This window comes from Inhella crocodyli (genome assembly GCF_004004565.1).
GTDB classification, from domain to species: Bacteria; Pseudomonadota; Gammaproteobacteria; order Burkholderiales; family Burkholderiaceae_C; genus Inhella; species Inhella crocodyli.
This window is the reverse complement of sequence record NZ_SACM01000001.1, coordinates 1,315,541-1,329,605: the sequence shown is the minus strand read 5'-3', so window position 1 is coordinate 1,329,605 and position 14,065 is coordinate 1,315,541. Positions and strand designations below refer to the sequence as shown.

Genomic DNA, 14,065 nt, shown 5'->3' with positions numbered 1-14,065 from the left:
GCCTCTGGCCCCGCCGTCCCTGGCACCTGTACAAAGCATGTGATGGTCTCCAAATCCCCCGGCCTCCACGCCTTCGTCCTGCACGCTTACGACTGGAGCGAGTCCAGCCTGGTGCTGGACGTGTTCACGCGCGAGCTTGGGCGCTTGGCGGTGGTGGCCAAGGGCGCGAAGCGGCCGACGTCGCAACTGCGTGCCGTTCTGCTGCCGATGCAGCGCCTGCACCTGCAACTGGCCAAGGCCAAGGCCGACGAAGCGGCCGACATCCACAACCTGCGCCATGCCGAGTGGGGGGCCGAGCACCCCATGCCGGCGGGCGGCGCCTTGCTGGCGGGCTACTACGTCAACGAACTGCTGATGCGCCTGTTGGTGCGCTCGCAAGCCCACCCGCTGCTTTGGGACGCTTATGCCGAGACCCTGCAGGCCTTGGCCCGACCCGGGCAGGCCGCCGAGCCTTGGTTGCGCGCGTTTGAACTGGGCTTGCTGGACGAGCTCGGTTGGCTCCCCGCCCTGGACGCCGACTCCGTGACCCAGCAAAGCGTGCAACCCGCCCGCCGTTATGCCCTGTCGCCCGAACTGGGGCTGGTGGGCAGCGACGAGGGGGTGAGCGGCGCGCTGTGGCTGGCGCTGCGCGGCTCGCTGGCGCAGCGGGCCAGCGCCCTGACCGGCAGCGGGGAGCGCAGCGCGTTGAAGGCGGCGTTGCGGGGGGTGCTCCACTACCATTTGGGCCACCAGCCGCTGCGCAGCCGCGCGGTGCTGCACCAGGCGCACGACCTGCTCTCGACATGAACCCTTTGCTTGCCCCCTTCGCCCACGATGCGCGCTGCGCCCTGTCGGTCAACGTCAACAAGGTGGCCCTGCTGCGCAACACGCGGCACCTGGGCATCCCCAGCGTGGTGAAGGCGGCAGAGACCTGCTTGCTGGCCGGGGCCCAGGGCATCACCGTGCACCCGCGGCCCGACGAGCGCCACATCCGCGCACACGACGTGCACGAGCTGGCCGCGCTGCTGAAAGCCTGGCCCCAGGCCGAGTTCAACATCGAGGGCAACCCCACGCACAACCTGATGGAACTGGTGCGCGCCACGCGCCCGCACCAGGCCACCTTCGTGCCCGACAGCGTCGAGCAGTCGACCAGCGACCACGGCTGGGACTTGGCCGCCGATGGCGAGCGCTTGCGCCCCTTGATCGCGGAGTGCAAGGCCCTGGGCGTGCGCGTCAGCCTCTTCATGGACCCGCTGCCAGAGGCGATGGCCCATGCCGCGTCGCTCGGTGCCGACCGCGTGGAGCTCTACACCGAGCCCTACGCCGCCGCGCACGGTGGCGCCGACCAGGGCGCCCAACTCCAGCGCTACGCCGCGGCTGCGCAGGCGGCGCTCCAGGTGGGGCTCGGGTTGAACGCGGGCCACGACCTGAACCAGCGCAACCTCACCGATTTCTTGCGCGCTGTCCCTGGCGTGCAAGAGGTCTCGATCGGCCACGCCCTGGTGGCCGACGCGCTCGAGGCGGGCTACACCGAGACGGTGCGCGGCTACCTGCGCGCCATCCAAGCCGCCTATGCCTGAGGTGGTGGGTTTGGGCACCGACCTGTGCGAGATCTCGCGCATGGCCGAGGCCTTGGCGCGCCATGGCGATCGGTTCGCCGAAAAGGTGCTGGGCCCGCAAGAGCTGGTGCTGTTTGCCGCCCGGCGGGCCCGGGCCCCCGCGCGGGGCGCGGCCTTCTTGGCCACGCGCTTTGCCGCCAAAGAGGCCCTGGCCAAGGCCCTGGGCACGGGCATGCGACCGCCCATGGGCTTTCAAGCCTGTGAATTGCTGCCCAACGAGGCGGGGCAACCCGAGTGGCACTGGCACGGCGCGCTGGCAGAACTGATGAAGATGCGGGGCTGGCGCGCGCTGGTCAGCGTCAGCGACGAACGCACCCTGGCCAGTGCCACGGTGCTGCTGCAAAAGGAGAACTGAGTGCTCGAAGCCACCCCCCATGCGCCCCTGGTGCTCGACATCGCGGGCACCACGCTGGACAGCGCCGATCGCCATCGCCTGAAGCACCCCCTCACCGGCGGCGTGATCTTGTTCGCCCGCAACTGCGAAAGCCGCGCCCAGATCACGGCGCTGACGGCCGAGATCAAGGCCATCCGGCCCGACGTGCTCATCGCCATCGACCACGAAGGCGGTCGGGTGCAGCGCTTCGCCCGCGACGGTTTCACGCACTTGCCGGCGATGCGGGTGCTGGGCGAGTTGTGGATGGAAGACGCCATGAAGGCCACCGCCGCCGCCAGCGCGTGCGGCGAAGTGCTGGCGTTGGAGTTGCGGGCCTGTGGCGTGGACTTCAGCTTCACGCCGGTGCTGGACCTGGATTACGGGCGCAGTGCCGTCATCGGCAACCGCGCCTTCCACCGCGACCCGCGGGTGGTGGCCCTGCTGGCCAAGAGCCTCATGCACGGCCTGCTGCGCGGGGGCATGCAGGGCTGCGGCAAGCACTTCCCGGGGCATGGCCACGTGGAGGCCGACAGCCACCACGCCATCCCGGTGGACAAGCGCAGCCTCAAGGCCATCTTGGCCGACGACGCCGCGCCTTACGGGTGGTTGGGGGGGGTGATGGGCGCGGTCATGCCGGCGCACGTGGTCTACCCCAAGGTGTGCAGCCGGCCCGCTGGCTTTTCCAAGGTGTGGCTGCAGGACATCCTGCGCGAACGCCTGCGTTTCCACGGCGCGATCTTTTCCGACGACCTGTCCATGGCCGGGGCGCGCGAGATCGATGGCCAGCGCGTGTCGCCCGCGGAAGCGGCGGTGGCCGCCTTGCAGGCCGGCTGCGACCTGGTGCTGCTGTGCAACGAGTCGCCCATCAACGGTGGGGCGGCGCTTGACGACTTGTTGGGGGGGCTGCAGGCGGCGCACGCCAGCGGCCTGTGGACACCCGACGACGACAGCGAGCACCGTCGCCTGGCCCTGCTGCCGCAGGCCGCACCGCTCACCTGGGACGAGCTCATGGCCGACCCCAGCTACCACGCGGCGCTCGAACAGCTGCCGGCCTGACCATGGAAGACGGCCCCGCCAAACCCGAGGGCAAGCGCCTGCAGATGGCCGACCTGGCTAAGTTGGCCGGCGTGAGCAAGGCCACGGTGTCGCGCGCGCTGGCGGACAGCCCGCTCATCAACGTGGAGACCCGCCGCCGAATCCAGGCCCTGGCGCGCGAACACCACTACCAAGTCAACCTGGGCGCGCGCAACCTGCGCTTGGGCCTGAACCAAACGATCGCGGTGGTCGTGCCCTTTGAGGGGGAGCGGCACCAGCAACTCAGCGACCCCTTCTTCCTCGGCATGATCGGCGCGCTGGCCGACGAGCTGGTGCGGCGCGACTTCGACATGCTGCTCACCCGCATCGACGCCGCCCAGATCGAGCGGATTGGCGAGTTGGTGCGCGGCGGTCGCGCCAAGGGCCTGGTGCTCATCGGCCAATGGCACCAGCACGAGCGGCTCAACGCCATGGCCGACAGCGGGCTGCCATTGATCGTTTGGGGGGCCGACATGGGCGCCGCCCAGCGCTACGCCAGTGTGGGCGGCGACAACGTCATGGGCGGGCGCCTGGCCACCCAGCACCTGCTGGCGCAGGGGCGTTCGCGCATCTTGTTCATGGGCGACCCCGAGCTGCCCGAGGTGGAGCAGCGCCTGCGCGGGCACCGCGAGGCCTTGGCCGAGGCCGGCCTCAGTCCGTCGCCCCAGCACTTGCTGGCGGTGCCCTTCGACACGCTCACGGCCGCCCAACAACTCGGTGAGGTGCTGAACCAGGGCCTGCCGGTCGATGCCGTCCAAGCCTGCTCCGACTTGCTGGCGCTGACCGCCATCCAAGTGCTGCGCGCGCGCGGCTTGCGCGTGCCGCAGGACGTGGCGGTGGTGGGGTTCGACGACATGCCCATCGCCAGCCTCTCCAACCCCCCGGTGAGTTCCGTGCACCAGCCGGTGCCCGAGGCCGGTCGCGTCCTGGTCGAGCGCCTGCTTGCGCTGCTGGACGGGCAGGCCCCTGCCGCTTTCACGCTGCCCGTGCACCTGGTGGCGCGGCGCTCGACCCAAGCCCCCGACGCCTGAAACCGGTCGCCACCGGAACGAACAAGATTCGCGTTTCCCCTAATGCAATCGATTGCATTGCGGTCACAATGCGGCCCAGAGCCTGAACACAGGCCGACAGTTGGACCCATGTGCCTGCCCGAGGCGCCCGTGCAAAAGCGCGGCGCCCGAGGCCGGTTGACGACACAGCCCCGAACCGCAACGCTGGCCGGCCTGACGAGCAGGGCCCAGCGTGCAGCCCGCCCCGGAGACCCACATGAAAACCGCCCCCTTCGCCCCCCGTCGTCACCCCTTGTCGCTGCTGATCGGCCTGGCCCTGTCGGCCTCGGCCGTGCAGGCGCAAAGCACCGCCGACGCCCCCGAGACCAAAGAAGAGAAAGCCTCGCTGCAGTTGGACAAGGTCGTCGTCACCGGCACCACCACCGGCCGCAGCAAGATGCTGCAGTCGGTGTCCGTGTCCACCTTGAGCGCCGACAGCATCGCCAAGACGGGCGCCGCCAGCGCCGCCGAGGTGCTGCGCAGCGTGCCCGGCCTGCGCGCCGAAAGCAGCGGCGGCGAGGGCAACGCCAACATGACGGTGCGCGGCGCGCCCATCAGCGCCGGCGGCTCGCGCTACCTGCAGTTGCAAGAAGACGGCCTGCCCATCCTGCTCGTCGGTGACGTCTCCTTCGCCACGGCCGACCAATTTCTGCGCGCCGACGGCATGACCGAGTCGGTGCAGGTCGTGCGCGGCGGTTCGGCCAGCACCACGGCCACCAACTCGCCCGCGGGCATCGTCAACTTCCTGAGCAAGACCGGCCGCCAGCAGGGCGGCAGCGTTGGCCTGACCATGGGCCTGGACCACCGCCAAACCCGGCTGGACTTCGACGCCGGCGGCAAGATCACCGACAGCCTGCGCTACCAGGTTGGCGGCTACCACCGCGTGGGCGAGGGCGCCCGCCCCAGCGACGTCAGCCTGGAGAACGGCGGCCAACTGCGCCTGAACCTGACCCAGAGCTTCCAGGGGGGCTACGTGCGCTTCAGCGCCAAGTCCCTGGATGACAGCACCCCGACCTACCTGCCGGTGCCGGTCCGCTTGAGTGGCAACAACATCCAGCAGATTGCCGGCATCGACCCGCGCACCGCCTTCTTCATCAACAGCAATTTCGCCCAGGACCGCGTGTTCGACCGCAACGGCAACGCCGTGCTCACCAACCCCGGCGACGGCCTGTCGGTGAAGAACAAGTCCTTTGGCGTGGAGGTGCAGGCCGACGTTGGCCAGGGCTTCACCCTGAACCAAAAGTTCCGCACCAGCGACATCAGCGGCCGCTTCATCGGCGCCTTCCCGGCCGGCTCTGCCCCCACCGCCGCCGGCAACGGCGCCGACCGCTACACCGGCAGCACGCCCGTGTTCTCCATGCACGTGTTCAACACCTCCTTGGACGACATGGGCAACACCTTCAGCGAAACCCGCCTGGCCAAGGTCGTCGACCTGGGCGGCGGCGCCAAGCTGACGACCACCGGTGGCCTGTTCTGGGGCCAGCAGTCCGTGGCCCAGACCTGGTACTGGAACCGCTACAACGTCGAGCTCAAGGGCGAGGGCGCCCGCCTCCTCGACAACGCCGGCAACCCCACCAGCCTGCCGGTCGGCAACGCCACCACCACCTGGGGTGGCTGCTGCGTGCGGGCCATCGATGTCGACCTGACGGCCAAGGCCCCGTTCCTGGCCCTGACCTACGACGCCGGCCCGATGTCCATCGACGCCAGCGTGCGCCGCGACAGCCAGCGTGCCACCGGCTGGCAGCAGTTCGACAACACGCCGGGCGCCGGCGGCGCCTTCACCGGCTGGGACCAAGCCGGCCGCACCAAGGTCAACTACCGCACCTCGTCCACCTCGTACTCGGTGGGCGGCAACTACGCGGTGGACAAGGACCTGGCCACCTTCGCCCGCTACAGCAAGGGCTCCAGCTGGGCCAGCCCCGACCGCGTGATTTGGGATGGCGCCGTGGCCGGTGGCACCCAGGCCTACCCGATCAACGAGCTGAAGCAACTGGAAGCCGGCGTGAAGCTGCGCAGCGGCGACTGGAACGGCTTCTTCACCCTGTTCGACGCCAAGACCAAGGAAGACGGCGGCTTCGAAGTCACCACCCGCAGCTACCTGAAGGACAGCTACCGCTCGCGCGGTCTGGAGGCCGAGGTGAGCTGGAGCTCGGGCCCCTTCACCGTCACCGGTGGTGCCACCTGGACGCACGCGCGCATCACGACGCCGGGCGCCACCAACGGCAAGACGCCGCGCCGTCAGGCCACGCTGGTGTACCAAATCAACCCCAGCGTTGCGATGGGCGCGTGGGACTTCGGCGCCGCGATCGTGGGCACCACCAAGAGCTACGCGCAGAACGACAACCAGGTCGTGCTGCCCGCGTACTTCGTCGTCAACCCCTACGCCAACTGGCAAATCACGCCGCAGCTCTCGCTGTCGCTCAGCCTGAACAACGCGTTCAACAAGCTGGCCTACACGGAAGCCGAGGGCCAGGGCAACTTGGTCGACAACCCGCTGTACATCGCCCGCGCGCTCAACGGCCGCACGGCCAAAGCCACGCTGAAGTACAGCTTCTGAGCCTGGCATGACCGCCTCCGCCAACGCGCCCGTGCTGGCGCTGTTGGGCGAGGCCCTGGTCGACCGCCTGCCCTCCGGGCCGGTGGCGGCCGGGGCGCCGCTCAACGCCGCCCGCCACCTGCATGCACTGGGGTGCGAACCCCTGCTCGTCAGCCGGATCAACCCGGCCGACGAAGCCGGCGCGCAGGTGCTGGCGGCGGTGGTGGGGGCCGGCCTGCGACCCGACGGCCTGCAGTTCGACGCGCAGCACCCCACGGGCACGGTGGACGTGGTGATGACCGGCAGCGCCCACCGCTTCGTCATCCAACCCAACGTGGCCTGGGATTTCATCGACGCCGACCTGGCGCTGCGCGCGGTGGACGCCGCGCCTCCGGCCCTCGTCTACTTCGGCTCGCTCGCCCAGCGCCACCCGGTCGGCCGCGAGGCCATCCGCCGCGTGGCCGGCCGCCCGGGTGCCCTGCGCTACCTGGACCTGAACCTGCGCGAGGGCGTGGGCGACCAGCTCGCGCTCGACACCCTGGCCATGGCCGATTGGGTCAAGGTCAACGACGAAGAACTGGACACCGTGCTGCGCTGGTCGGGTGCGGCCGATGTGGCCGCGCTGATGGTCAGCTACCGGCTTCAGCGCTTGATAGTCACCCGCGGCCCCGAGGGCTATGCCAGCTTCGGGCCGCAGGGCGCTTTGCTTGCCGAAGGGCCGGGCGTGCCCGTGCCCCATCTCGTGGACACCGTAGGTGCCGGCGACGCCTTCAGCGCCTGCCTGCTGGCTGCCCACTTGCAAGGCAAGGCCTGGGCACCCGCCCTGGCCCTGGCCAACCGTTTTGCGGCCGCACTCTGCGGCCAAGCCGGCGCGTCCCCGTCAGACCCGGCTTCTTTCTATCCCCCTTGGCAAGCGGCCCTGGCCGCCTTGCCCAGCCGCCCGGAAGGCGCCCCATGAGCAAACCGCTCCTGTCCCCGTGGCAGATCTTGAACATGAACGTCGGCTTCTTCGGCATTCAGTTCAGCTTTGGCCTGCAGCAGGCCAACATGAGCCCGATCTACCAAATGCTGGGCGCCGAGGGCAAGAACCTGCCCCTGCTGTGGCTGGCCGGGCCTGTCACCGGGCTGTTGGTGCAGCCCTTGATCGGCGCCATGAGCGACCGCACCACGCACCGCTGGGGCCGCCGCACGCCGTACTTCCTGTTCGGCGCGCTGCTGTGTTCCTTGGGGCTGTTGGCCATGCCGTTCAGCCCGGCGCTGTGGTTCGCCGCCTCGCTGCTGTGGATCTTGGACGCGGCCAACAACGTGACCATGGAGCCCTACCGCGCCTACGTCAGCGACCGCCTGCGGCCCGAGCAGCACGCCCCCGGGTTCCTCACGCAATCGGCCTTCACCGGGCTGGCGCAAACCATGGCCTACCTCGCGCCCAGCGCGCTGGTGTGGCTGGGCATGAGCAAGGACACCTTGGGCGCCAACGGCATCCCGCTGGTCGTCACCACCGCCTTCATGGTGGGCGCTTTGCTGTCGTTCACCACGGTGTACTACTCCATCAAACAGGTGCCGGAGCTGCCGCTGAGCGACGAGGAGCGCGCCGCGCTCGCCGCCAAGCCCCGGGGCGTGGGCGCGACGCTGGCCGAGATCGTGGACGCCATCCAAACCATGCCCGCCACCATGCGCCGCCTGTGGTGGATGGCGCTGTTCCAGTGGTACGGAATGATGTGCTACTGGATCTACATCGTGCCCAGCCTGGCCAGCAGCGTGTACGGCACGACCGACCCCAAGAGCCCCGGCTTCGTCGAGGCCGTGCTGACCAACGGCCAGATCGGCGGCTTCTACAACGCCATTGCCTTCGTCGCCGCCTTCGCCATGGTGCCCTTCACGCGGCGCCTGGGCGCCAAGTGGGTGCACGCCTTCTGCCTGGCCGCGGCAGCGGCGGCGATGTGGGCGCTGCCCGGCATCCGCGACAAGGCCTGGCTCTTCCTGCCCATGGTCGGCATCGGCCTGGCCTGGGCGTCCATCATGGGCAATCCCTACGTGCTGCTGGCCGGCAGCATCCCGCCCGAGCGGGCCGGGGTCTACATGGGCATCTTCAACATGTTCATCGTGATCCCCATGCTGATCCAGATGGTCACGCTGCCCCTCGTCTACGAACCCCTGCTCGGCGGCCGGCCCGAGAACGTCATCCGCCTGGCCGGCGTGCTGCTGGCTTGCGCCGCCGTGGCCGTGTGCTTCGTCAAGGCCGAGCCGGTGGAGAAGTCCGCATGAAGAACCAAGTCCAGCTCATCACCTACGTCGACCGCCTGGGGGGCGGCGACCTTCGGGCCCTGCACACCTTGCTGCGCGACGGCAGCTTGAAGGGCCTGTTCGGCGGCGTTCACCTGCTGCCGTTTTTCCACCCGATCGATGGCGCCGACGCCGGCTTCGACCCCATCGACCACCTCAGCGTCGACCACCGCTTGGGCGACTGGGACGACGTCAAAGCATTGACGCAGACCGTCGACGTCATGGGCGACGTCATCGTCAACCACATGAGCAGCCAGAGCCCGCAGTTCCTGGACTACCAGGCTAGAGGCGACGCCAGCCCCTACGCCGGCCTGTTCCTGCGCATGGACACCGTGTTTCCGCACGGCGCGCGCGAGAAAGACCTGCTCGGCATCTACCGCCCGCGCCCCGGCCTGCCGTTCACGCCCTATCCCGTGGCCGACCGCCGCGAGCTGCTGTGGACCACCTTCACCCCGCAGCAGCTCGACATCGACGTCACCCACCCGCAGGGCAAGGCCTACCTCAGCAGCATCCTGCAGCGCTTTGCCGATGCCGGCATCCGCATGGTCCGGCTTGACGCCGTGGGCTACGCGCTCAAGAAGGCCGGCAGCAGCTGCTTCATGGAGCCTGACACCTTCGACTTCATCGCCGCTTTCGCGGCCGAAGCGCGTGCGCTGGGCATCGAGGTGCTGGTCGAGATCCACAGCTACTACCAGCGCCAAATTGAAATCGCCGCGCAGGTCGACTGGGTGTACGACTTCGCCCTGCCACCGCTGGTGCTGCACGCCCTGTTCAACGGCACGGCCGAGCCCTTGAAGCGCTGGATCGGCATCCGCCCGGCCAACAGCCTGACGGTGCTGGACACGCACGACGGCATCGGCATCATCGACATCGGCGCCGACGCCAGCGACCGCGCCGGCAAGCCCGGCCTCGTGCCCCCGGCCGAACTGGACGCCTTGGTCGAGCGCATCCACGCCAACAGCCAAGGCCAAAGCCGCCAGGCCACGGGCGCGGCGGCCAGCAACCTCGACCTGTACCAGGTCAACTGCACCTTCTACGACGCCCTGGGCCGCGACGACGAGGCCTACCTGCTGGGCCGCGCCATCCAGTTCTTCCTGCCCGGCGTGCCCCAGGTCTACTACGTCGGCCTGCTGGCCGGCGAGAACGACATGGACCTGCTGGCCCGCAGCCGCGTGGGCCGCGACATCAACCGCCACCACTACACGCCGGCCGAAATCGCCTCGGCCTCGCTGCGCTCCGTGGTGCAGCGCCTGTTCGAGCTGATCCGCCTGCGCAACACCCACCCGGCGTTCAACGGGCGCTTCGAGGTGCTGCCCAGTGGCGCGCACCAGCTGCACCTGCGATGGTCGACCGAGTCGGGGGACGAGATCGTGTTGGAGGCCGACTTGGCGGCGCGGACGATGGCGCTGCGAGGGAGTGGCTTGACAGGGGCTTGAACGTCGATCCGTTCAGCGCTTGGCGTGCCGTCCTATTGCGCCCCAGCGCTCCATGCCCGTCAAGCTGCCGCGGGACCAAGCCCAGCACGCCAGGGCCAACAGCAACGCTGTTGCTGCCACGAGACCGGCCAGCACGTCCCATCGGCCCGCCCAAGAGAGCCGTTGGGCTTCCTCCGTGCCAATGGTTTCCATCCCCTTCCACATCAACACGAGCCATGCTGCAAATGGAAGCAAGTCCCACCCGAGTTGCGCGCGCCGAACACCCACCCAGAGGGTGACCGCGGCCATCAGCAGTGCGCCGTTGGCGATCAACCACGGCAAGGCCCTGACGGCGTGGAGCATGGCCTGTGTTTCGCTGACGGCATAGGGCCAAGACAGCATCCAAGGGCTGGTCAGCACCGGCAGAAAGGCAAGGAGGGGCAGAGCGCGCATGCAGTGCGCACGCCACAGTCGCAGCGCGAGCCTGCTTCGTTGACGAGCAGCAAGGGGCGACAGTCGGATGCGCCAGTGGTGCTCTGGGGTCTGCCACATGAAGGCCAGGATGAAAAACACAGAGAGCTGATAGCCCAACCAAAGCATGATGGGGGACGGCTGGGACTGGCCTTCGATGTAGACCTTGGCGAGATGGGTCGACGACATGGCCACCATCGGCGCCATCGTGAAGAAGGCGCCGCTGTGGTGGGTCGCCCACGCGGACCACGCTGACCGCGGTGCGGCGGCGCGGTCCTTCCACAGGCTGGCCCAGGTGCGGCCTGCCACCTTGACGCGACTGGCATTGGGCTGTTGCCAAAAAGACCAAAGCAGCAATCCGATGGCGGCAATCGCGGCGGCGCTCAAGGCCGACCCAGGGATGTTTTGCCACTCGCGCAGGAGCGGACCAAGCCCCAAGTAGATGGTCACCATGAGCGCCGCTGACAGCGCCTGGCTACTAAGGCTTTGGCCAGCCTTCGCCACCAAGCCGGCGGTACTCGCGGCCACCAACACGGCCACGATCCAAGGTGACGCGGTGGAGAGCCCGTTTCGGTTGGGGTAAGCGGCTGCGGTTACGGCCCACAGGGCCAACGCGACCCAAACCACGGTGGCCATCACCAAGTACCCCACAGCGTCCCAGCGCTGGCGAATCTGCGTGACCGGCAGACGACGTTCGCGGTGCACCGAGCCCCAGCGCCGGCATCGCAGCGCGGCCACATACGCCACCACCGTGGCACAGGTCCCCAAGAGCCACGCGACGGTGAAGAGCAGGGCTTCCAAGTACCAGGTGGCGTCGGATGGCGCCAGCGTGCCCATGGCCAGCAGCGCCGCCAGCATGGCCAACAAGCCCGCAACCATGGCGGTGCGCCACCACGCCCAAAAGTCATCGCCGAGCGCGTCCGCAACCGACGCCGATCGGGCCCGCACGAGATCGCCGCTCATGCGTTCAAGGCCTCGAACAGTCCGTCCATGTCCATGGCCTGCAACTCGCTCGTGGGTCCCGCCCACTGCCGCACGTCCACCACCGCCTGCCGCAAGGCCGCGCTCCAGTGCACCAGCCCGGCCAGACCCGGTTCCGGCTGCGTGGGGCAGGGCCATGCCCGCAGGTGCTCCGACAACTCGTCCCAGGCCCCGAACAGCTGCACGCGCCCCTCGTGCAAGAAGGCCACGTGGCTCACCACGCGCGACAAGTCGCTCAGCAAATGGCTGGACAGCAGCACCGTGCGGGCGCGTTCACCGTCGTCGTGCTCGGCGAACAAGGCACGCATGAACTCGCGCCGCGCCAAGGGGTCCAGGCTGGCCACCGGCTCGTCCAAGATCAAGAGGTTCGGGTCGTGCGCCAGCGCCAAGAGCACCGACAGCTTTTGCTGGTCGCCCAGCGACAGCTTCGCCGCCGCGGTGTGCATGGGCAGGTCCAGCTGGCGGGCGATGCGGTGGGCCCGCTCCACGTCGTAGCGCCGGTAACCGGTGGCGAACTTGCGCAGGTGCGCGTGGCCGTCCAGCCAGCCCAGCAGCTCGGGCGACTGCGGCCCGTAGCCCAGGCGCTCCAGGGTGTCGGCGCTCAAGGTGCGGCTGTCTTCGCCCAGCAGGCGGCTCGTGCCCGCGCTGGGCAGTTCCAAACCCACCAGGCATCGGATCAAGCTCGTCTTGCCCGCGCCGTTTCGGCCGACGAGGCCCACCACGGCGCCTTCCGGCACGCGCAGGCACAGGTCGTTCAAGACGTTCACCTCAGGTTTGCGCCAGCCCAGGCTGCGGCGGAGGCTCAGGTGTTGGATGTCGATGGCGGCGGTCATGGGGTGGACTTGGGGTCGGTGAGGAGGGCGCGCAGCGCCGTGTCAAAGGCCTGCAAGACGGTCTCGCGCGGCAGGCCCAGTTGCGCGGCCTGTTGCGCGGCGGCGTCCAGCGCAGGCTGCAGCAAGGCCAAGCGGTCGGAAGGGGGGTGGGCAGGGCGCGCGCCCTCGGCCACCGCCATGCCCACCCCACGGCGGCGGGTGAGCAGGCCTTCGGCTTCCAGCAGGCTGTAGGCCTTGCTCACGGTCATGGGGTTGATGGCGTGGCGTTCGGCCACGCTGCGCACGCTGGGCAGCTCGTCACACGCCCGCAGCTGGCCGCCCGCAACGAGGCGGCGCACTTGGTCGATCACCTGGCGGTAGATCGGCGTGGGGCTGCTGGGCTGGATGTCGAACATGGTGCATTAGTGTATTACTTGAACAATACACAAAGCCAACCCATGAACGAGGGGACCAAAAGCAAAACGCCGCCAGCCCGTGGGGCGTGGCGGCGTGAAGCCGGGGGAGGGTGGCGCGTCAGTCGAAAGCGCCGCCGCTGTCGCCGCCGAAGTCGCCCCCGCCGTCGAAGTCGCCGCCGCTGCCGCCCAGGTCGAAGTCCGGGCTGGCGTCGCCGCGGCCGTCGTCGCCCCCGCCGCCCAAGTGGCCGGTGCCGTCGTCGTGGTCGTGCGATCCGTGGCTCACCGCGGCCAGCACCGCCCCGGTGGCCAGGGCCGCGCCCACGCCGATGGCGGCGGCGCCCAGCCCCGAGACGCCGGCCGGTGCCGGCGCTGGGTGGCCCTGCCAAGTCGCTTGCTGGTAGCCCTGCGCCGACGTTTGGCGCTGGGCGAACGCTTGCGAGGCCTCGGCGGCGCGGCGGCGCGACCAGCGCCACAGCAGCCACCCCAGGGCGCCCAGGCCCAAGGCCCAGGGCCAGACCGAGCCGCTGCGGGCAGGCGGGGTAGCGGCACGCGGGGCGTCGGGAACGGGGGCGGCCGTCACGGTGGCATCGTCGCCGCGGGCGGCCCCGGCGACCGAGGCCGCCAAAGGCACCCGCAACTGCGCGGCGAGCGTGTTCAGGGTGGCCTTCTGCGCGGCAAAGGCCAGGCTCGGGTCGAGTTGGACCGCCCGCTGCAGGGCCGCGCGGGCCTCGTCATCGCGGGCGAGTTTGTGCAGCACCTGGGCGTGCCAGTAGGCGGCCAGGGCGTTGTCCGGGTGCTTCTGCCGCACCGCTTGCAGGCGCTGGTCGGCTTGGGTGTAGCGGCCCTCGCGCAGGTCGGCCTCGATGTCGGCCTTGGTGTCGGCGCGGGCCATGCCCAGGCTCAGGGCCAGTAGCAGCGCGATGAACAGGGCCAGGGCAGGCGTGCGGTGGAGCAGGGTGGGCGGCATGGGGCGACTTCTCCTTGGGGCGCCGATGGTAGGGCGCCCGATGGGACGGACTCCAAAAGCAACAAGGCCGCCGGCCCCGGGGTGCGGGGG

The 14,065-nt window shown here is 69.6% G+C and carries 13 protein-coding genes; 9 read left to right on the top strand and 4 right to left on the bottom strand.

Going from position 1 to position 14,065, the window contains the following annotated elements; genetic code table 11:
• Positions 1-42: 42 nt before the first annotated feature.
• The 9 genes from recO (at position 43) to gtfA (ending at position 10,349) form a co-directional block, all read left to right on the top strand.
• A complete protein-coding gene (gene recO / locus EOD73_RS06165; RefSeq protein ID WP_127681843.1) occupies positions 43-786 on the top strand; it encodes a DNA repair protein RecO in 744 nt (247 codons plus the stop codon).
• Entirely contained in the window at positions 783-1,559 is a 777-nt protein-coding gene (locus EOD73_RS06160; protein ID WP_127681841.1) for a pyridoxine 5'-phosphate synthase, read from the top strand. The genes recO and EOD73_RS06160 overlap by 4 nt, the downstream gene beginning before the upstream one ends.
• On the top strand, positions 1,552-1,953 hold the full coding sequence (gene acpS / locus EOD73_RS06155) for a holo-ACP synthase (protein WP_127681839.1): 402 nt from the start codon (positions 1,552-1,554) through the stop codon (positions 1,951-1,953). Before EOD73_RS06160 ends, acpS begins: the two co-directional genes overlap by 8 nt.
• The gene (nagZ, locus tag EOD73_RS06150) at positions 1,954-3,027 is read left to right on the top strand and encodes a beta-N-acetylhexosaminidase (protein ID WP_127681837.1); all 1,074 of its coding nucleotides are present in this window, start codon (positions 1,954-1,956) and stop codon (positions 3,025-3,027) included.
• Between the two features lie 2 nt (positions 3,028-3,029).
• Complete coding sequence (locus tag EOD73_RS06145; protein WP_240660613.1) at positions 3,030-4,076, top strand: LacI family DNA-binding transcriptional regulator; 1,047 nt, start codon at positions 3,030-3,032, stop codon at positions 4,074-4,076.
• Positions 4,077-4,311: 235 nt separating this feature from the next.
• Positions 4,312-6,651 (top strand): TonB-dependent receptor domain-containing protein, encoded by a 2,340-nt coding sequence (locus EOD73_RS06140; protein WP_127681835.1) that lies wholly within the window; start codon positions 4,312-4,314, stop codon positions 6,649-6,651.
• A gap of 7 nt (positions 6,652-6,658) precedes the next feature.
• Entirely contained in the window at positions 6,659-7,588 is a 930-nt protein-coding gene (locus EOD73_RS06135) for a PfkB family carbohydrate kinase (RefSeq protein WP_127681833.1), read from the top strand.
• The gene (locus EOD73_RS06130) at positions 7,585-8,895 is read left to right on the top strand and encodes an MFS transporter (RefSeq protein ID WP_127681830.1); all 1,311 of its coding nucleotides are present in this window, start codon (positions 7,585-7,587) and stop codon (positions 8,893-8,895) included. Before EOD73_RS06135 ends, EOD73_RS06130 begins: the two co-directional genes overlap by 4 nt.
• On the top strand, positions 8,892-10,349 hold the full coding sequence (gene gtfA, locus EOD73_RS06125; protein WP_127681828.1) for a sucrose phosphorylase: 1,458 nt from the start codon (positions 8,892-8,894) through the stop codon (positions 10,347-10,349). The genes EOD73_RS06130 and gtfA overlap by 4 nt, the downstream gene beginning before the upstream one ends.
• 12 nt (positions 10,350-10,361) lie before the next feature.
• Here the strand turns inward: gtfA and EOD73_RS06120 are convergent, their stop codons facing one another.
• The 4 genes from EOD73_RS06120 to EOD73_RS06105 all read right to left on the bottom strand — a co-directional run bounded on the left by EOD73_RS06120 (position 10,362) and on the right by EOD73_RS06105 (position 13,975).
• Positions 10,362-11,762, bottom strand: a complete 1,401-nt coding sequence (locus EOD73_RS06120; protein ID WP_127681826.1) for a hypothetical protein — start codon at positions 11,760-11,762, stop codon at positions 10,362-10,364.
• Complete coding sequence (locus EOD73_RS06115) at positions 11,759-12,613, bottom strand: ATP-binding cassette domain-containing protein (RefSeq protein WP_127681824.1); 855 nt, start codon at positions 12,611-12,613, stop codon at positions 11,759-11,761. Before EOD73_RS06115 ends, EOD73_RS06120 begins: the two co-directional genes overlap by 4 nt.
• A complete protein-coding gene (locus EOD73_RS06110; protein ID WP_127681822.1) occupies positions 12,610-13,008 on the bottom strand; it encodes a GntR family transcriptional regulator in 399 nt (132 codons plus the stop codon). The genes EOD73_RS06115 and EOD73_RS06110 overlap by 4 nt, the downstream gene beginning before the upstream one ends.
• 118 nt (positions 13,009-13,126) lie before the next feature.
• Positions 13,127-13,975, bottom strand: coding sequence for a tetratricopeptide repeat protein (locus tag EOD73_RS06105; RefSeq protein ID WP_127681820.1), 849 nt, complete (start codon positions 13,973-13,975; stop codon positions 13,127-13,129).
• Between the last annotated feature and the right edge of the window lie 90 nt (positions 13,976-14,065).